The 19,797-nt window shown below is 40.4% G+C and carries 14 protein-coding genes and 1 pseudogene; 8 read left to right on the plus strand and 7 right to left on the minus strand.

The window, feature by feature from the left end; genetic code table 11:
• Positions 1-290: 290 nt before the first annotated feature.
• Complete coding sequence (locus FTU17_RS13975) at positions 291-812, minus strand: hypothetical protein (RefSeq protein ID WP_180135760.1); 522 nt, start codon at positions 810-812, stop codon at positions 291-293.
• 889 nt (positions 813-1,701) lie between these two features.
• On the opposite strand from FTU17_RS13975, the gene FTU17_RS13980 reads away from it, so the two are divergent.
• Positions 1,702-3,006 (plus strand): IS4 family transposase, encoded by a 1,305-nt coding sequence (locus FTU17_RS13980; protein ID WP_168379863.1) that lies wholly within the window; start codon positions 1,702-1,704, stop codon positions 3,004-3,006.
• Between the two features lie 42 nt (positions 3,007-3,048).
• On the opposite strand, the gene FTU17_RS13985 is transcribed toward FTU17_RS13980, so the two are convergent.
• The 5 genes from FTU17_RS13985 to FTU17_RS14005 form a co-directional block, all read right to left on the minus strand.
• The gene (locus FTU17_RS13985; protein ID WP_257227402.1) at positions 3,049-3,873 is read right to left on the minus strand and encodes a hypothetical protein; all 825 of its coding nucleotides are present in this window, start codon (positions 3,871-3,873) and stop codon (positions 3,049-3,051) included.
• 209 nt (positions 3,874-4,082) lie between these two features.
• Positions 4,083-4,580, minus strand: coding sequence for a hypothetical protein (locus FTU17_RS13990; protein WP_180135764.1), 498 nt, complete (start codon positions 4,578-4,580; stop codon positions 4,083-4,085).
• 517 nt (positions 4,581-5,097) lie between these two features.
• Complete coding sequence (gene ilvC, locus FTU17_RS13995) at positions 5,098-6,114, minus strand: ketol-acid reductoisomerase (protein ID WP_078192867.1); 1,017 nt, start codon at positions 6,112-6,114, stop codon at positions 5,098-5,100.
• A 109-nt stretch (positions 6,115-6,223) separates the two neighbouring features.
• On the minus strand, positions 6,224-6,715 hold the full coding sequence (gene ilvN, locus FTU17_RS14000) for an acetolactate synthase small subunit (protein ID WP_078189625.1): 492 nt from the start codon (positions 6,713-6,715) through the stop codon (positions 6,224-6,226).
• Positions 6,712-8,439, minus strand: coding sequence for an acetolactate synthase 3 large subunit (locus FTU17_RS14005; protein ID WP_180021021.1), 1,728 nt, complete (start codon positions 8,437-8,439; stop codon positions 6,712-6,714). The genes ilvN and FTU17_RS14005 overlap by 4 nt, the downstream gene beginning before the upstream one ends.
• A 744-nt stretch (positions 8,440-9,183) precedes the next feature.
• Between FTU17_RS14005 and FTU17_RS14010 the strand changes: the two genes are divergently transcribed.
• The 7 genes from FTU17_RS14010 (at position 9,184) to FTU17_RS14040 (ending at position 18,845) form a co-directional block, all read left to right on the plus strand.
• Positions 9,184-9,480, plus strand: coding sequence for a DUF4124 domain-containing protein (locus FTU17_RS14010; RefSeq protein ID WP_373683082.1), 297 nt, complete (start codon positions 9,184-9,186; stop codon positions 9,478-9,480).
• 128 nt (positions 9,481-9,608) lie between these two features.
• The gene (gene leuS, locus FTU17_RS14015; protein ID WP_180135766.1) at positions 9,609-12,230 is read left to right on the plus strand and encodes a leucine--tRNA ligase; all 2,622 of its coding nucleotides are present in this window, start codon (positions 9,609-9,611) and stop codon (positions 12,228-12,230) included.
• A gap of 202 nt (positions 12,231-12,432) precedes the next feature.
• The gene (lptE, locus tag FTU17_RS14020) at positions 12,433-12,966 is read left to right on the plus strand and encodes an LPS assembly lipoprotein LptE (protein ID WP_078192675.1); all 534 of its coding nucleotides are present in this window, start codon (positions 12,433-12,435) and stop codon (positions 12,964-12,966) included.
• Positions 12,967-12,975: 9 nt separating this feature from the next.
• Positions 12,976-13,959: a DNA polymerase III subunit delta gene (gene holA, locus FTU17_RS14025; protein WP_180135768.1), complete on the plus strand. Its 984-nt coding sequence runs from the start codon at positions 12,976-12,978 to the stop codon at positions 13,957-13,959.
• 137 nt (positions 13,960-14,096) lie between these two features.
• Entirely contained in the window at positions 14,097-15,449 is a 1,353-nt protein-coding gene (locus FTU17_RS14030) for a MacA family efflux pump subunit (protein ID WP_180135770.1), read from the plus strand.
• Positions 15,450-15,451: 2 nt separating this feature from the next.
• Positions 15,452-17,431 carry a MacB family efflux pump subunit gene (locus FTU17_RS14035; RefSeq protein ID WP_180135772.1) on the plus strand — a complete coding sequence of 660 codons (1,980 nt, stop codon included), beginning with the start codon at positions 15,452-15,454 and terminating at the stop codon, positions 17,429-17,431.
• A 10-nt stretch (positions 17,432-17,441) separates the two neighbouring features.
• The gene (locus FTU17_RS14040) at positions 17,442-18,845 is read left to right on the plus strand and encodes an efflux transporter outer membrane subunit (protein WP_180135774.1); all 1,404 of its coding nucleotides are present in this window, start codon (positions 17,442-17,444) and stop codon (positions 18,843-18,845) included.
• An 862-nt stretch (positions 18,846-19,707) separates the two neighbouring features.
• Here FTU17_RS14040 and FTU17_RS17390 read toward each other — a convergent pair.
• A pseudogene (locus FTU17_RS17390) lies at positions 19,708-19,797 on the minus strand (AAA family ATPase); the annotation flags it as partial.

The raw sequence follows: 19,797 nt of genomic DNA on the forward strand, positions 1-19,797 counted from the left end.
GTACACAGTGCACTGGGTTATGTATCGCCTTTTGAGTTTGAAGCAATGTACTATGATAAGATTAACCCGTTAGGTCAGGTGGCCTAACTTAAATAAAAAAGTCTCCGACAAACCCGGTACGGTTCAGGGACTAAATTGAATTCCAGCATGTGCAGTCAACGTCCAAACCACCCCCAAAAGAATAAAAATCAATGATCGAAACATATATCCACCTCTTATTCTTTTATGAAGAAAGAAGTTGGAGATGTGTTAAAAACACCTCCAACTATGAGTATGAAGTTATCTAGGTGTTAGAATTTGACTTCGACCTTATATGTACCTTTGTAGGTACCAGCATAAGTCGACATTGCATCTAAACCTGCTGATGAAGCCTGAACAGTATATTCATGCTCTGTACCATCCCAATTAATTACTGTAGGACTGCTATAAAGACCACCAGCACCGGTTGTCGTTACAGCTACAGGAACAGTGCGACTTCCATTAGCTAAAGTCGTTGGCGCTGTAATTGCCAAGAAATAATTTGCATTGGTGCGAACTTGGAACTTTGTTGAGTCTGTATAACTGTTGGTTTTATCCAAAGTTAGTAGTGATTCATCAATATCAAGATCGCAGTGTTTTTCTACTACCAAATCAATATCAATCTTACCCTTACAATCACCTGAAGAACCACAACCATGGTTTCCAGAATGGTGCCCACCGCCTGGGTGCCCACCACCGCCTGGGTGCCCACCGCCTGGTTTACCACCAGCATATGCTGCTGTCCCTAAACTTAAAACTAATGCTGACATCGTTACTTTGATTAATTTATTCATAGCAATTACTCCATTCTCTTTAGAGATTTATTAGTATGCGCATCCAAGGTATTTATTAATAAAATCCAATTAATTTCACTTCCCCTAGGTGCTGACTCATTCTTATTCAAGTTGAGAAAAAAAGAACCTAATATCCCATATTCACATGACTTATCATGCAATATTATTTTTTGTAAAAATTAAAATTATGTGGTTGTAATTTATTAAATGTTTTTAATTTATTTATTTTTATTTACTTTTCCTGTTTATCCCAAATTTTGGGGATTTTTTTCATATCCCTATTTTCAGGCATAACATATCTAATTGTTTTTATTAACCTTAACCATATTAAAAATAATATAGACTGTTACATATTTCACCAAATATTTGCGAAATAGTTCAAATTAATTTTCAAACAAACCAATAATATTTGAATATTCAACTATATTAATAGTAAAGGCCGATTAAATTTTATTTTTAAATAGAATCTCGAATGTATAATCACTACTTTCAGGTATGTCTTTTGAAACGTAATACAAGAATTACGTCACCAAATACTGAGCCTTTGTATTAAATTACAGGTTTTGAAACACGTCTTAGTTTCCAATGTTAAGCTTTTGTAAATCATATTTTCTTTCTTTAAATTTCAGTTTTTTGTTTTTCAAATTTTTAGAATCTCATTTATTACATGAAATATCATGTATGTTAAAATTCAGTCCCTCTCTTTCAACCCTCTTTTTACTTTGATTTTTTATTCAAAATACTGACTACCTCATTTAAAAGTATCTACATTCATCTTTAGAAAATTCTATAAATAAAAAAAGCCCCAAGTTATGGTAATGCCAGTCAGTTAAGCAAATTTTAGTAAAATGTAGTAAAAATGAGTGTATGTGAATACGCTCATTTTTTTATGTCTTTATCTGAACATTTAGAATCCACTCTTGAACATTCTCTCCCATCACTCAACCATTTTTGTGAACTTATTGATTTAAATTGGATTGAAACAAGCCTGCATCAAACAGGTAAGGCATCAATCAGAAGGAGAAAATTACCTGCTGAGCATGTGGTTTGGCTTGTTATTGGGCTTGCCTTGTTTCGAAATCAACCCATCAGCTATGTTGTAGAGCAATTAAACCTCGTGTTTGGTACAACAGAATATTGTGTTCCTAGTGCAGCAGTCCAAGCACGACAACGTTTAGGACAAGAGCCTTTAAGTACCTTATTCTCTCTGCTCAGCCAAGCATGGTTTGATGAAACACAGCAACAATATTCAAGCTTTCAAGGACTTAGTATATGTGCTGTTGATGGGGTGGTTTGGTCTATGCCGCTGACCGAAGAGAACTTTAATCATTTTGGCTCATCTAAAGGTAAAACTGCTGTAGCACCTTACCCACAAGTGAGAGCCACGTGCCTAGTCAATACCAATACCCATGAAATCATAGATGCCCAAATAGGCAGTATGGATCAGGGTGAACTCACATTAGCAAATCAATTATCTCCACCAGCACAAAGTATTACATTATTTGATCGAGCTTATTTCTCTGCTGATTTTCTAATAGGGTGGCAAACACGTGCAGAATCAAGTCATTGGCTGATGCGAGCAAAAGATAATTTACGTTATGAAATTATTAAACGGAATTCCCCACATGATTTTCATATCAGGATGCCAATATCACCTAGAGCCAAGAAGCTTAACCCAACGTTAGGGGATTATTGGGAGGCACGTTTGATTGAAGTTGAGCAGGCAGGAAAAATCAGACGTTACATTACTTCATTATTAGATTCAAAGACATACCCACTTATAGCCTTGGCAAAGTTATATGCTCAGCGTTGGGAAATTGAAATGTGTTACCGAGAAATTAAAAGCAATTTGCAGAAAGGTAAGCTCTTAAGAAGCAAGCAACCAGACTTAATTTATCAAGAATTATGGGGTGTCTTGATTGCCTATAATGTTCTGAGACGACAAATGAAACATATGGCTCAACGAGCTAAAGTAAGTCCTTTGAGAATCAGTTTTCATATTGCATCTATTGCCCTTCTTAATTTACTCAGATTCGACTCTTTGGCTTCTGCAGGTAATCTCCCCAAACATCTGGAAAGTTTAATGGAGAAATCTAATCGGTATGTTATACCTGAGAGAAGAGTGAGGAGTTATCCAAGGGTTGTAAAAGGAAAACCTCAAAAATACCCAAGAAAAAGCCAGTCAATCTCTTAACTGACTGGCATTACCAAGTTATGGGGCTTTTTAAAATTTAACTTACTCACTGACTGGATAAAGCAATCCTTGATCGACTCGAAAGATTTGACCTGATCCAAAGTCGATCTGCTGCAACTCTCCTTTTAATTTTGGGAAGCCAGCAATTTTTTCCAATTGTGGTGAGCGTTGAAAATTCTTCGTTTTAGGATTGTACATCCAATAAATAAATCGCTTATCTTCTATTTTTCGACCATCAGAGGTATCTGAAAGTACAACATCATAGTATCCATCAAAGTTTACATCTAAGAATCCCATACTATTCCCAAAAGCATTAAAGCCTTGTAATGACTGTAGTACTTTGCCATTTGATTTATTAACCACATCTACGCGTTTTAGAGACTTCCCATAAGGTTGGTCTGCGGATTGCACCCCATAAAACTTAAACAGCAGGATAGGTTTATCTGCAGCTTTAAACGCAGGTTCAAACTGTAGATAACTTGTAGATGGTGGTGCCGTTTGTTCCGTCAGTTCAGCTTTAAAGTAGCCTGTATTTGCATTCAATGTACCTGCCAATCGATAAGCAGTTGCCGCCCTTTGTTCCGTCCCAACATTGACTGAATTCAAGTCAATAAAATCTGCTTTTTGAGTCCCTTTAAAGTTAATTTGTTTGGGCTCTTGCAAATCAGTCAAAGTCCCGTGCGGATTCCATATGCCAGCATACAAATCTAAGAAATAACGCCCTTCAGTAGAGCGAAGCATCCGCTGCATGGATATCCGAACATCAGGTAAAGGCTTTAACTCAGACTGTGCTATATCTGAAACTTGTGCAAAACTCACCACAGGTAGACAAAGAGCGAGTAAGAGAGAGAGTTTTGATATTTTCATTGCAATTACACACTCCATGCAGCATGAATAATGCCTACTCTATCACAACCTAAATTCAACACAGATGACACAAATATAGGAGTTTTGAAACCACCCATGACTCAAAACCATCAAATTAAATTTGATTCACTTTTAAAGACCATGTTTCCTAATCTAATGAAATGCATTTCAAACTAATATTAGATTCAACACATAGATCTTTCAGCAATTCACACTGATCTCTTATGATCAATTACTGGCTTCACAAGCTCTTGCTTTCTTCTAAGATCAATATATGCATTTTTCCCAACATATACTTCAACAAAGGCTTCTTCAGGCAATTTTAACGTATAAATTGGACGCGTTTGCAATTGGACTCTTTGCCAAAGTTGGTCATTGATATATGCATGTGTTTTTGTAGAAAAGTGATACCCGAATTGAGCATCGCTAATATTTTTTACAATACGTACTTCCTCTTTGTATGCCCATTCCTGCATTTTATAAAGCAAACCATGCTTTATTAAAACTTCTTCATTATCCCAATTTAAAATATTTGAATTTCCTACCGACATTAATTTTTCAACACTTGCCACATTGGCCTGCTTCGGTGCTGTTTTTAAATATCTCAACTCTCCTTTTGTTGAAGGAATAATAAATTGATCACCATCTTCAAGGCCTGCTTTGCATGTGTCTATTCCGATCACGACACCTTTTTTAACTATCCCCATAATGTGGCCAGATGAGTAGATTTAAAGCATTTCTAGTCAAACTTAAAATCACATATTTTCTAGAAAACTGATTTCGGAATGCCCTACTGCTACCGATGTCGGTACATCCAAATCATAAAAACCAAAACCAGTGCATTCAAATGGGTCATTAAAATCTTCTAAATGTGAAAACCTAGAGATTTTGTTTTTAAAATCGTTAAAGCAGCTTCAAAACTCACATATTTATATAAAATCATTATTCTAACCCACGCTAATATTGGGTTCCTTGTAGCATAAAACTCAAAAGATAATTAAATAAATTCTTTTCTTTGCTTACGATTTTGTTCGCTTGGATCCAAAGTATGAACGAGTACAAAACATTGTTTTGTACGAAGTACAACGAGGCAGCACACTGTTTTGAGTGACGCGTAAGGAATGAGAGCACTACTTTTCTATTTTTAAGGCACGTAACTTTAGATATTAAAAAACCCACTCAAAATGAGTGGGTCTTCGTATTCAAATCAATTGATTCAAGAAATTAGTTTTTCTCTTTATCAACGATTTTGTTCGCTTGGATCCAAGGCATCATCGCACGTAACTTGTTACCAGTTACTTCGATACCATGCGCCGCGTTTTGACGACGACGAGCAGTCATAGAAGGATAGTTCAACGCACCTTCTTGGATGAACATCTTCGCGTATTCACCAGATTGAATACGTTTAAGCGCATTACGCATAGCTTCACGAGACTGTTCGTTGATTACTTCAACACCAGTTACGTATTCGCCATATTCAGCATTGTTTGATACTGAGTAGTTCATGTCCGCGATACCGCCTTCGAACATTAAGTCAACGATCAATTTAAGTTCGTGTAGACATTCGAAGTAAGCCATTTCTGGTGCATAACCAGCTTCAACCAAAGTTTCGAAGCCCATTTTAACCAATTCAACAGCACCACCACAAAGAACTGCTTGCTCACCGAAAAGGTCAGTTTCAGTTTCTTCACGGAATGAAGTTTCAATAATACCAGTACGACCACCACCCACACCTGAAGCGTAAGAAAGCGCAACGTTACGTGCATTACCAGAAGCATCTTGGTGAACAGCGATAAGATCAGGTACACCTGAACCACGTTGGAATTCTGAACGTACAGTATGACCAGGCGCTTTTGGAGCAACCATGATTACGTCAAGGTCAGCACGTGGAACAACTTGGTTATAAAGAACAGAGAAACCATGAGCAAATGCTAGCGTTGCACCTTGCTTGATGTTTGGCTCAATTACGTCACGGTAAAGTTGTGATTGGAACTCATCTGGAGTCAAAATCATAACTAAGTCAGCTTGAGCTACAGCAGCAGGAACTTCTGAAACTTTAAGACCAGCATTTTCAGCTTTTTTCCAAGAAGTAGAACCAGCACGTAGACCTACAGTTACGTCAACGCCTGAATCTTTAAGGTTAAGCGCATGAGCATGGCCTTGTGAACCATAACCAATGATTGCTACTTTTTTGCCTTGGATGATAGATAAGTCTGTGTCTTTATCGTAAAAAATTTGCATTGCTGTCTCCGCTAAAATGCTTTTGTTTCCTTTAACTTGATACCGTGATTCTGTTTGATTATTCACGTTTCAAGTACCTCACCCATAGGAGTGAGGTGAATATATAAAATTAGATAGTTAAAACTTTTTCGCCACGTGCGATACCTGAAACACCTGAACGTACAACTTCTAGAATTGTATTTTCAGCTAAGGCATCAATAAAACCATCTATCTTTTCAGTTGTACCTGCGATTTGAATGGTATATGTCGTTGGTGTTACGTCTACGATTTGTCCACGGAAAATATCCGCAGTACGTTTAATTTCTGCGCGCGCTGAACCAAGTGCTTTGACTTTAATTAACATCAATTCACGTTCAATATGAGCACCTTCAGACAAATCAACAACTTTAACAACTTCGACAAGCTTGTTGAGTTGTTTGGTGATTTGTTCAATTTTATGCTCATCGCCATACGTGGTTAAAGTCAAACGCGAAAGCGTCGGATCTTCTGTTGGCGCTACGTTTAATGTCTCAATGTTATAACCACGCTGAGAGAATAAACCTACCAAACGTGAAAGCGCACCTGCTTCGTTTTCTACAAGTACAGAGATAATATGTCTCATTGTGTGCGCTCTCCTTTGCCTAACCACATATCTTTCATTGACTGGCCAGCAACCAACATTGGATATACATGCTCTGAACGGTCAACCATCACGTTAATAAACACGCACTTGTCATTGATCGCCATCGCTTCAGCAAGCTTCGACTCGAGTTCATCTGCATGATCAATTTGAATACCCACATGACCATACGCCTCCATTAATTTAGGGAAGTCTGGAAGTGACTCAACATACGAGCTTGAGTGACGACCTTCGTAGTTCATGTCTTGCCATTGCTTAACCATACCTAATGCACGGTTATTCAAGCATAGAATTTTTACATTCAAGCCATATTGCTTACATGTAGATAGTTCTTGGATACACATCTGAATCGATGCTTCGCCAGTAATACACACTACTTGTTGATCTGGGAAGGCAAGTTTAGCTGCCATAGCATATGGCAAACCTACACCCATGGTTCCTAGACCACCTGAGTTGATCCATTGACGTGGACGTGTGTATTTGTAGTAAAGCGCACCAAACATTTGGTGTTGACCAACGTCTGAAGTAATAATGGCTTGGCTATTGGTAATTTTATCCAACGCTTCAACAACTTGCTGTGGTTTCATTGAACCATCAGTTGGTTTGTCATAGTTCAAACCATGAACTTGACGCCATTCATTGATTTGTTTCCACCAAGCCGCGATATCTTCAGGATTTGGTCTAGACACATTCAATTGCTTTAATTGAGCCAACATTTCAGTCAATACAGGCTCTACTGCACCCACAATTGGGATATGCGCCATAATTGTTTTTGAAATCGTTGCTGGGTCTATATCAATATGAATGACTTTCGCATTTGGACAGAATTTCGCTGGATTATTGGTTACACGGTCATCGAAGCGCGCGCCCACACACAGAATCACATCTGCATTGTGCATCGTCATATTGGCTTCGTAAGTACCATGCATACCCAACATGCCGATGAATTGTTCATCATTGCCCGGATACGCACCAAGACCCATTAGGGTACTGGTTACTGGATAACCCAGTAAATGTGCAAGTTCTGTCAACTGTGCAGAAGCATTGCCTTGAACCACACCGCCGCCTGAATAAATAATTGGGCGTTTAGCATGAATCAATTCATCAATTGCTTTACGAATTTGACCTGAGTGACCACGATGCGGCGGTTGATACGAACGCATTTTCACTTTTTCAGGATATTCGTAAGCAAATTTCTCTGCAGGATTCGTCGCATCCTTTGGAATATCAACGACAACAGGACCCGGACGACCACTTGAAGCGATATAAAATGCCTTCTTAATAATCGAAGGGATTTCGCTTGCATGACGTACTTGGAAGCTGTGTTTTACGATTGGGCGCGAAATACCAACCATATCAGTTTCTTGGAACGCATCCTCACCGATAAGATGGCTTGCAACCTGACCTGACAAAATCACCATTGGGATTGAGTCCATATAGGCAGTTGCAATTGGAGTTACGGTATTTGTTGCACCCGGACCAGATGTCACCAGTACGACACCTGTTTTACCTGTGACACGTGAGTAAGCATCAGCCATATGACCAGCAGCTTGCTCGTGGCGCACTAGGTAATGATTGATTTTTTCTTGTTGAAATAGCGCATCATAAATATGCAGTACTGCGCCGCCTGGGTATCCAAAAACATGTTCAACGCCTTCGTCCGCTAAAGCGCGTACGAGCATTTCACCACCAGATAAAAGTTCCAACGTGATTCACCCTAATCTTTTTTCACGCACAAATGGAGGGCATTTGTCGTGGTTAATTCATTAACTGTGTGCTCTGTTATAGCACACAAATTTCATAGTTTTCATAGCAATAAGAAAAAAATCTGACCTGCTTGCTGTTTGAGCAATATGGGGTCTAAAACATGTTGGGATAAACATATTTTGTTGGCTTTGTTCAACTTCTCGGCTAGAGAAGAAGTCCATTGCTAAAATGCACTCATTCGAAGGGTGATCGATCTAAGGCATATAAAACTAAAGACAGCATTTTTGTAGTTTCAACCATTAAAGTCAAGTTTAAAAATCGGCTTTTTTCTGATTACTTACAGACCGTTTGTTTTTTAAGCATACTCCCGTTCTTTGCATTCTTTGTAGTTTGTTTATTTATAACCAGTTAGCATGCATTTAATAAAATACTTTTATAAATCTAATAAATAAATTAAATGAATGGCTGTGGGTTTTTCATTCAATTGCCTCACTTTCAACTTAATGCATGGATTGGATCATAAGAACCCAACATTTTTATTGCTCATTAATTCCACAATTCATCATTCACAAAGTTACTCATCCCACGCGATGCCCCTTTTATCCTTTGTGCTAAAAAATGCATAGATTCTGCTGTCAAAAAAGCGCAAAATTTTCAGCATAATTTTGCATGATCACTATAACTTTGGGACTGAATTTATGATGAAGACGACGATTGCACGAACTGCCTGTATTTTATCTAGCATGGCGTTTTGCCTGACCAGTTTGGACCTTTCAGCGAAAGAATATTACAAATGGGTGGATGCTAAAGGTTCAACGCATTACACCACCACGCCACCGCCAAAAAATGCGCAGCGTAAAGGTAAAGTAAATACCTATGGCGCAACAACGACTACGCAATCAACTCCAGCAAAAAACCAAGAAGAGGTTTCACGTGAAGCCGAACAGTCGAATGAACAAAATGAGCAACAAGCAGAACAACAACGCGAAGCCAATGCAGCACTCCGCCAAGCTCAAGCGGTAGCTGCCGCAGCACAATAATTCACGCCAAAGTCCTGCTATATCGACTTAAATTATTTACATCTAGGCAGCATCGCAAAATTCACTCTAGGCGTATTTTGCGCTATGCTGTAGCACAAACTTTTTAACCGTTATTTCTATTTACGTTTATGACTACTCACATTGACCCTGAATATCAAGCCAGTGCGATTGAACCTACAGTCCAACAAGACTGGGAAAATCGCAAAGCCTTCAAAGTTGCCGACCAAGTAGAAGGACCACGTCGTTATATCCTCTCTATGTTCCCTTATCCAAGTGGCAAACTGCATATGGGTCATGTGCGTAACTATACAATTGGTGACGTGATCAGCCGTTTCCACCGCTTACAAGGTGAAACTGTACTACAACCAATGGGTTGGGATGCTTTCGGTCTACCTGCTGAAAATGCTGCAATTGCCCATCAAGTCGCTCCTGCAAAATGGACTTTTGAAAACATTGATTACATGCGTAATCAGCTTAAAAAGTTAGGTCTTTCTGTAGATTGGGATCGTGAATTTGCAACTTGCACACCTGAATACTACCGTTGGGAACAATGGTTATTCGTACAGCTTTATAAAAAAGGTTTAATTTACCGTAAGCTTTCAACAGTGAACTGGGACCCTGTAGACCAAACTGTTTTAGCAAACGAACAAGTTGAAAATGGTCGTGGCTGGCGTTCAGGTGCATTGGTTGAGAAACGTGATATTCCAATGTACTACTTCCGCATCACTGACTATGCGCAAGAATTACTTGACGATTTAGAAACATTAAAAGACGGCTGGCCACAGCAAGTTTTAACCATGCAACGTAACTGGATTGGTCGCTCACAGGGTATGGAAATTACCTTCCCTTCAGCGAATCCAAATGTTTATGCAGATGGTTTAACTGTATTTACCACTCGTGCTGACACACTCATGGGTGTGACTTATGTTGCAGTTGCAGCAGAGCATCCAATGGCACTTAAAGCTGCGGAAAGCAATCCTGAGCTTGCTGCATTTATCGAAGAATGCCGTATGGGTTCTGTTGCAGAAGCAGACCTTGCGACTGCTGAAAAGAAAGGCATGGCAACAGGTTTGTCAGTTAAGCACCCAGTTACAGGTGAAGAAGTTCCTGTTTGGATCGCAAACTACGTCTTGATGTCTTACGGTTCAGGTGCGGTGATGGCGGTTCCATCACACGATGAACGTGACTTCGAATTTGCCAACAAATATGGCTTAACCATCAAGCAAGTGATTGATGCCAAAGGTGCAGACGATGCAGACTTTGACGCAACAATTTGGCAAGAATGGTATGGCTCTAAAGACGGCAAACTGGTGAATTCAGGCGAATTTGACGGCTTAGACTTACAAGGGGCGTACGATGCATTCCTTGCAAAATTAGAACCGACTGGACTTGCCAACTCGAAAGTTCAATTCCGTTTACGTGACTGGGGTGTTTCTCGTCAGCGTTATTGGGGTTGTCCAATTCCTATGATCAACTGTGAAAAATGTGGTCAGGTTCCAGTACCTGAAGAACAACTTCCAGTTGTATTGCCAACGGACGTAGTTCCAGACGGTTCAGGCAACCCACTAAACAAAATGCCTGAGTTCTATGAAACAACTTGTCCATGCTGTGGTGGCGACGCTCGTCGTGAAACAGATACGCTAGATACCTTTGTAGAATCATCTTGGTACTATGCACGCTATGCATCTCCAGATTTCACTGACGGTATGGTAAAACCTGAAGCGGGTCAAACTTGGTTACCTGTGAACCAATACATCGGTGGTGTTGAACACGCAATTCTTCATTTACTTTATGCACGCTTCTTCCACAAATTGATGCGTGATGAAGGTGTGGTACAAGGGAACGAGCCATTCACCAACTTGCTTACTCAAGGTATGGTGCTTGCGGATACCTACTACCGTGAATCAGAGTCAGGTAAGAAAACTTGGTTTAACCCTGCTGACATCGATTTAGAACGTGATGAAAAAGGTCGTATCATTTCTGCGAAATATCAAGGTGATGGTCAAGACGTCGTGGTTGGCGGTCAAGAAAAAATGTCGAAATCGAAAAATAACGGTATCGACCCGCAAGCGATTATTGATCAATACGGCGCAGATACTGCACGTGTATTCATGATGTTCGCTGCACCACCAGATCAATCACTAGAATGGTCTGACGCTGGTGTTGAAGGTGCAAACCGTTTCTTAAAACGTGTATGGCGCCTAGCAACAGGTTTCCTTGAACAAGGCAACTCTGCTGCAAACATCGACAAAGCGACACTTTCTACCGCTGCACAAGACTTACGTCGTAAAACACACGAAACCATTCAAAAAGTGGGTGATGACATTGCACGTCGTCATGCCTTCAACACCGCGATTGCTGCGATGATGGAACTTTTGAATGCAAACAATAAGTTTGAAGCCAAAGATGACAATGACGTTGCCGTTGCACGTGAATCAATCATTACCCTTCTAACTTTACTTGCTCCGTTTGCACCACATTTAAGCCAAACCTTATTGGCTGAGTTTGGTATCGAATTAACATCAGCACGCTTCCCTGCGGTAGATGAATCTGCGCTGACTCGCAATACACAAACGATTGTAGTGCAAGTGAACGGTAAACTTCGTGGCAAATTAGAAGTGTCTGTCGATGCCTCTAAAGATGACATTTTGGCACAAGCAAAAGCATTACCTGAAGTTCAACAATTCTTGACTGGTCCAACCAAGAAAGAAATTGTGGTGCCGAATAAATTAGTGAATTTGGTGGTTTAATTTAATCCCCCTAAATCCCCCTTTATAAAAGGGGGACTTCCCGCTTCCAAAAAAAAATCGGGTCTCCTCCCTTTTTTTAAAGGGAGGTCGGGAGGGATTAACAAACAATTCCCAAACAAAGCCCGTTGCCAGTCAACGGGCTTTGACTTTACAATCCACACAGGATTTCAACATTATCCCTTCGGGAAACAGAGGACACTTTATGCACTTGGTTCAACGTGTTGCTGCAATTGTATTAACTATGGGCCTGAGCGCAGGCATGGTCGGTTGTGGTTTTCATTTAAAAGGCACCAACCCTGCTGCTGTACCTGTGGCCTATTCCAATATGCGATTGGCACTTCCTGAAGATACGGATGACTTACATGAAAAGTTAGCGATTTATTTAGGTTCTGCAGGCGTGCAATTGAGCAATAATCAAAATGCCTATGTCTTACATGTGTTGGATTACACTCCGCGACGTTTAGAACTCAATGGTAAATTGGTTGAAACTTTACTGCGCCTGAATGTGACGTTCCAAATTGAAGATGCTCAAGGCAATCCTGTAACTGAACCCCGTACATTGATGGCAACACGTAGCTACCAATACGACGTAGCAACCGTGAACACTGATGACCAAGAAGAAAAATATTTAAAACAAGTGATTATTGATGACATTGCACAACAGATCGTGCGCCAAATTTCATCAAACCGCTTACCGAAAGCAAACCCACTAACTGCACCGACCAAAGCTGAGTAATTTTGATTTATGAAACTTGACTATCTTCAGGCATTAAAACGTGTAGATGAAGCGCAAGGTGCCTGGGTGCTGCATGGTCAAGAGCCTTTACTTGAACAAAATCTCCTGGATGCATTTCGTAAGAGTTGGAACGCTCGAGAAATCGAGCGTCAACGTTATGACATTAGCTCTGCTGCTGACTGGAAAAATGTCTTTAATGCGTTAAATAGTTTGTCATTATTTTCCAGTCAACTGGCGATTGAGGCACATGGCAGCATTAAACCCGATGCCAATGGACTAAAACTGTTAAAAAGCTATTTGCAGCAAAATGAAAATAACTTGCTGCTCGTGGTAATGCCAAAGCAAGACAGTGCGAGTTTAAAGACCAGTTTCTTCCAAACCATTGATGCCAATGGGGTCAATGTTGCACTGACTGCAAATTACCCTAAAGATCGTCAGCAAATCTTAGCCACCGAGGCGCAAAAGCTTGGCATTCAACTTGCCAATGATGCTTGGCAATGGTTAGAACAGCATCATGAGCACAATTTACTGGCTGCAAAAAATAGTTTAATGCGTGTCGCAGATACTTTTCCTGAAGCTGAAATGATTCAGATTGATCATCTGTACTCTTGCTTACAAGATCAGTCACGCTACACCACCTATGATTTAAATGATGCAATGCTGCAAGGCAATTTGGCGCAATCAATTAAAATTTTTCAATACTTAATCGCTTCAGGCGAGCCGATGTCGCTGATTTTATGGAGTATCAGTAAGGAAATGCGTTTGCTGATGCAACTGTTTGAGCAGCCACAAAATGCCTTGCAAATCGGTATTTGGAAAACCAAAGTCGGGCTGTATCAACAAGCGTTACGCCGTTTAAATGCGAACGATTTTTTGACTTGGCCTGCCCTATTACTTCGTTTAGACGCGTCAATAAAAGGTTTAGGTCATGAAAATCCTGAGCACTTGGTACAACAAGCTATTGCCAGCTTGTGTGGGCGCAGACTCTTCTAGTCTAATGAAAAGGCTGTAATAACTTGCATTGCAGTATAAAAGAATAATTATCATTACTATTTGTTCAAAAAGTTCACAATTTATCCGTATTTAAATCTTATAATTCAATCATCTTTATAAACTTTTAACTGCCAATCATGCCAAAAATAAAACCAGCAAAATTGATCGTAGCCATCATCGTTGCTTTGGCAATCGCTGTCACTGCATGGCATTTCCTAAAACCTAAAGAAACTCAGCCGCAATATATTACTGCTGAAGTGAGTCGTGGTGACATTGAAAACTCTGTACTTGCAACAGGTGTACTTGAAGCAACCAAAATGGTGAGTGTTGGTGCACAGGTTTCTGGTCAGGTGAAAAAGATGTATGTGCAACTCGGTGATGAAGTGAAACAAGGTCAGCTGATTGCCCGTATTGACTCTGTACGTCAGGAAAATGATTTAAAAACTGCAGAAGCCAGCATCAAAAACCAACAAGCGCAATTGGCAGTAAAAAATGCAAATCTTGCAAAAGTCCAAGCTGAATATAATCGTCAGCAAGCGATGTACGCTCAAGATGCGACTAGTCGTGCAGAACTTGAATCTGCGCTAGCAAGTTATAAAACTGCGCAAGCTGATATTGCAGCCATTAATGCACAAATCGAACAATCACGTTTAACTTTAGCGACTGCAAAAGAAGACTTAGGCTATACACAAATTGTTGCACCAATGGATGGAACCATCGTGGCAATTGTGACTGAAGAAGGTCAAACCGTAAACGCCAACCAAAGTGCGCCAACCATTGTGAAATTGGCAAAGCTCGACACCATGACCATTAAAGCTGAAATTTCTGAAGCTGATGTGATGAAAGTCCAAGAAGGTCAAAGTGTTTACTTTACGACGTTGGGCGACAGTGAAACAAAACACTATGCAACCCTGCGCCAAGTTGAACCTGCGCCGAACTCAATCAACACCGAAAGCAACAGCAATACCTCTTCGTCTTCAAGTACTGCGGTTTACTACAATGCGCTATTTGATGTCCCGAATGAAGACGGCAAATTGCGTATCGATATGACTGCTCAAGTTTATATTATTTTAGATGAGGCGAAGAATGTCTTGACTGTCCCTGCTGCAGCCGTACAAACCTCGAACCGTCCACAACGTAGCCGAAATAATACGTCTACCGATGGTCAATCTGCTGATAAAAATGCCAACGCAGAAGCTAGATCGAACAAAGACAATCCACACCGTCCTAAACGTTTAGAACTGACTGAAGCTGAAAAAGCATTGGTCAAACAAGGTAAAGCGAGCGTTGCCATGGTACGTGTATTGCAAGCGGATGGTTCTGCGCAACCTCAACCTGTATTACTTGGTTTAAATAACCGTGTGACCGCACAAGTGATCCGTGGCTTAAAACAGGGTGACAAAGTCGTGATTGCCGACGGTTCTGATACTTCAAATGATTCAGCTAAACGCAGCAACCGTGGTGGTGCTGGCGGCCCAATGAGAATGTAATCATGAGTCAACATCAGACACCTCTACTCGAGGTCAAGAATCTGACTCGTGAATTCCCTGCTGGTGAAAGCACAGTCCAGATTCTAAAAGGGGTTAATCTTGAGATTTACCCAGGTGAACTGGTGGCGATTGTAGGTCAGTCCGGTTCTGGTAAATCCACCCTCATGAATATTTTGGGGTGTTTAGATAAGCCAACCAATGGCAGCTACAAGGTCAAGGGGCGTGAAACGCGTGAACTTGAACCAGATGAACTGGCACAGTTACGCCGTGAATATTTTGGCTTTATTTTCCAGCGCTATCACTTACTCGGTGATTTGAATGCTGCTGGTAACGTCGAAGTTCCTGCAATCTATGCCGGTGCAGATGCAACCGAACGCAATGCACGTGCCAAGCAACTACTAACCGATTTAGGGCTGGGTGAGAAAACCCAAAACCGCCCAAGTCAACTCTCCGGTGGTCAGCAACAACGTGTATCGATTGCGCGTGCCCTCATGAATGGTGGCGATGTTATTCTTGCCGATGAACCGACCGGTGCACTAGATAAGAATAGTGGTATTGAAGTAATGCGGATTTTGCGCGAACTCAATGCCAAAGGTCATACCATTATTTTGGTCACGCACGACCATAATGTTGCAAAAAATGCGACGCGTATTATTGAAATTTCTGACGGTAATATCATCTCAGATCAGCCCAATGTGCCTGAAACAGATGATGAACCTTTAGAAAAGCAACAACTCGTTCCAAACACACAGAAAAAAACCTCAAGCTGGCGCTCTGCCGTTGACCGTTTAGGTGAAGCATTCCGTATGGCGATTTTAGCCATGAATGCACACCGGATGCGTACATTTTTAACCATGCTCGGGATCATTATTGGTATCGCTTCTGTGGTTTCTGTTGTGGCTCTTGGGAATGGTTCACAAAAGCAGATTTTAGAAAATATCAGCAGTTTAGGTACCAATACCATCACGGTGTATCAAGGTCGAGGCTTTGGTGATAACTCAAGATCATCGCAAGTAAAAACATTGGTTCCAGCCGATGCGACAGCCCTTGCTGAGCAACCTTATGTCGATGGCGTTAGTCCTTCGGTCAATTCATCTGTCACAGCACGTTTTAAAGACACAGAAGCGTCGACCACAGTAAATGGCGTGAGTGAAGATTTCTTCTATGTACGCGGTATGAACTTCGCTTCGGGTCAGCCCTTTGATAAAGAAAGTGTGACTGAGCAAGCGCAAGATGTGGTGATTGATAGTAATACTAAAAATACCTTCTTTGCAGATGGCACCAACCCTGTGGGTCAAGTCATTTTATTAGGTAGTGTACCGAGCCGTATCATTGGCGTGATCGAAGAACAAAAAAGCATGATGGGCAACTCAGATAGCCTGAATGTGTATTTGCCCTATTCAACGGTCATGAGTCGTATGTTAGGTCAGTCGAATGTACGTAGCATCATTGTCCGTGTAAAAGATGAATACCCAAGTGCTGCTGCTGAAAACGCCATATTAAACTTGTTAGTGCAACGTCATGGCGCGCAAGATGTCTTTACACAAAACTCCGATAGTATCCGTGAAACCATTCAACAAACCACTGCAACAATGACTTTATTGGTGTCTGCGATTGCGGTGATTTCATTGATCGTCGGTGGTATTGGGGTCATGAACATTATGTTGGTTTCTGTGACTGAGCGTACCCAAGAAATTGGTGTGCGTATGGCCGTGGGTGCCCGTCAAAGTGACATTTTACAGCAGTTCCTGATTGAGGCGGTGTTGGTGTGTATCTTAGGCGGTGTGCTTGGGGTTTTATTATCTTTAGGTATTGGACAATTGATTAGTCATTTTGCCGGTGGAACATTCCAAATGGCCTATTCAACGACGTCTATCGTTGCTGCATTTGTCTGCTCAAGTATGATTGGTATTGTGTTTGGCTTTATTCCTGCACGTAATGCCGCACAGCTCAACCCTGTCGATGCGCTTTCTCGCGAATAAGGAAATAATGATGCAAATGACCTTAACTAAACTTGCAAGTGCCTTCATTCTCGGAACTAGCTTAGTCGGCTGTGCCGCTGTGGTTAAGACGCCTTATGAAGCCCCTGCAACACAAATCCCGACGCAATTTCAAAATGCGAAAGCCATGAGTCAGCAAGTTCATGCAGATACTTATGCTGACCAATGGTGGACATTGTTTAATGATGCTCAATTGAACCAATTGGTGAATCAAGTTTTAGCTGCCAATACAGACCTTGCTGTAGCAGGTATTAATTTACAGCAAGCTCGACTACAAGCAGGTTTAGCTGTAAATAAACAAGGGCCACGCGTGAGCTCAAGTGTTTCAACTGGACATAACTTTGACCTTAACTCAGGTGATGATTCATCAAAAGGTGTGTCACTCAACGGTGGTGTTAGTTATGAAGTAGATTTATTTGGTCGTTTGGCTAGCCAGACAGAGGCCGCAAAATGGGAAGCTTTAGCAACTGAACAAGACCTGCAAGCCACTGCTCAAAGCTTGATTGCAACAACAGCAAACCTATATTGGCAGCTTGGCTATTTAAATGAGCGCTACAGTATTGCGCAGCAAAACTTAGCCAGTACGCAAAAAACCTATGACTTGGTCAAGGTGCAATATAAAGCCGGTGCTGTGTCAGGTTTAGATCTAACTCAAGCGGAACAGTCGGTCCAAAGTCAAAAAGCGACCTCAAGCCAAATTGCCCAACAAAAAGTGGAAACACGTACTGCATTGGCTGTGTTATTGCATCAACCTGTGCAACAACTGAATATTTCAGAGCCGCAGCGTTTACCTCGAATTGCATTACCGACAATTGCAGCAGGTTTACCTGCCGAGTTGTTGTCTCGCCGTCCAGATTTACAAGCGAGCGAATTAAGATTACGTAAAGCTTTGGCAAATAAAGATGCAACGAAAGCCAGTTACTATCCTTCAATCAGTTTAACTGGCAGTTTAGGATCGAGCAGTACGTCTTTGAGTAATTTATTGCAAAACCCCGCTTTGGCTTTGGGTGCGAGTTTGAGTTTACCTTTCTTGCAATATAACGATATGAAGAAAGACCTTGCGATTAGTGATTTAGATTATGAAAAATCTATTATTCAATATCGTCAGACCTTGTATCAGGCTTTTGCCGATGTGGAAAATGCGCTATCCAATCGTACTGAGTTAAGTCAACAAGTTGCTTTGCAAGAGCGTAATGTACAACTTGCAGAAAAGACTGAGCGTTTGACTGAAGTTCGTTATCGAAATGGTGCCATTGCGTTGAAAAACTTACTCGATGCACAAGAAACCACACGTAATGCTCGACTGTCTTTGGTTCAAACCAAGCAAAGTCAATACAATGCTTATGTGATCTTGATGCAAGCTTTAGGTGGTAGTCCGATAAAGCAGTTGCCTTAAGTTATAGATAAAAAGCCCTAGAGGGGCTTTTCATTAAAAGTCTGTTATTTAATCTTTGAGTTACCACTTAACTACCATTTTCTATAATATCTTTATACTGATATAACGTTTTTAACTTTGTACCTGAAAATTCCATGCCAGTGAAATCAATGAATAGATGCTGTCCATCACTACTTTTTTGATATTCAGAGAAAGTCTATCCATAGAGTTTAACAACACTCTGAACAAAACCTGTGACCACTCACAAAAAAGTCAAAATAGATATTTGATCATTAAATAACATTGAAGCGCTGTATCAGAGTAAGTTTAATTTCTAGCTCGTTTATTATTTTCTTACGTATATCATTGAGTTTTAAAATTAAATCTAATAGCCAATATTATCGTGATTAATAAAAACTTAATTATATGATGATTGATTGTATAATAAATTTTAGGTGCAGACTTATTCATACCAATATTATATTACCAAATAAGTATTTAATGATAATTTAATAAAGCTATCCCGATAAATCAATTCCACTTTTATCTATACTAATTTCCAACTTAGTATACTCACCAATTATTCAATCATACGAAATTGATAATTCTTGAATAGATTTCTTTGCCTCATTAAGAAATCCATTTAAGAATTATTTTAGGGCGTGTCCTCATTTGAAAAATTGGTTTTAAATACTTAAAATCCTCCTTTAAGCTCTTTTGATTTCTATATTTTTTCAATGGCACGTACTCTTCTCACCGATGATATCTGGCAGCAAATTCAAGATACTATGCGATTACACGGTTGTTACTGTCAACGGCATTCTAAAATTGACCCCTTTCACCTTACAAATGGCAAAGTAAAATTGACCCCTTTGATCTCGTATTAAATTTCAACCTGGGGCTGAATCCCAATTCTTTTTTTATCCTTCAAACGATAACTCTCACCCGATATTTGTACCACATGACAGTGATG

Source organism: Acinetobacter sp. YH12070 (genome assembly GCF_013419625.1).
GTDB lineage: Bacteria > Pseudomonadota > Gammaproteobacteria > Pseudomonadales > Moraxellaceae > Acinetobacter > Acinetobacter amyesii.

Excerpts from the sequence above, each read along its gene's own strand:
- FTU17_RS13975 (WP_180135760.1), bottom strand. The coding sequence starts at position 812 with ATGAATAAATTAATCAAAGTAACGATGTCAGCATTAGTTTTAAGTTTA.
- leuS (WP_180135766.1), top strand. The coding sequence starts at position 9,609 with ATGACTACTCACATTGACCCTGAATATCAAGCCAGTGCGATTGAACCT.
- holA (WP_180135768.1), top strand. The coding sequence starts at position 12,976 with ATGAAACTTGACTATCTTCAGGCATTAAAACGTGTAGATGAAGCGCAA.
- FTU17_RS14040 (WP_180135774.1), top strand. The coding sequence starts at position 17,442 with ATGCAAATGACCTTAACTAAACTTGCAAGTGCCTTCATTCTCGGAACT.
- FTU17_RS13980 (WP_168379863.1), top strand. The coding sequence starts at position 1,702 with ATGTCTTTATCTGAACATTTAGAATCCACTCTTGAACATTCTCTCCCA.
- ilvN (WP_078189625.1), bottom strand. The coding sequence starts at position 6,715 with ATGAGACATATTATCTCTGTACTTGTAGAAAACGAAGCAGGTGCGCTT.
- FTU17_RS14035 (WP_180135772.1), top strand. The coding sequence starts at position 15,452 with ATGAGTCAACATCAGACACCTCTACTCGAGGTCAAGAATCTGACTCGT.
- FTU17_RS13990 (WP_180135764.1), bottom strand. The coding sequence starts at position 4,580 with ATGGGGATAGTTAAAAAAGGTGTCGTGATCGGAATAGACACATGCAAA.
- ilvC (WP_078192867.1), bottom strand. The coding sequence starts at position 6,114 with ATGCAAATTTTTTACGATAAAGACACAGACTTATCTATCATCCAAGGC.
- FTU17_RS14030 (WP_180135770.1), top strand. The coding sequence starts at position 14,097 with ATGCCAAAAATAAAACCAGCAAAATTGATCGTAGCCATCATCGTTGCT.
- lptE (WP_078192675.1), top strand. The coding sequence starts at position 12,433 with ATGCACTTGGTTCAACGTGTTGCTGCAATTGTATTAACTATGGGCCTG.
- FTU17_RS13985 (WP_257227402.1), bottom strand. The coding sequence starts at position 3,873 with ATGAAAATATCAAAACTCTCTCTCTTACTCGCTCTTTGTCTACCTGTG.
- FTU17_RS14010 (WP_373683082.1), top strand. The coding sequence starts at position 9,184 with ATGGCGTTTTGCCTGACCAGTTTGGACCTTTCAGCGAAAGAATATTAC.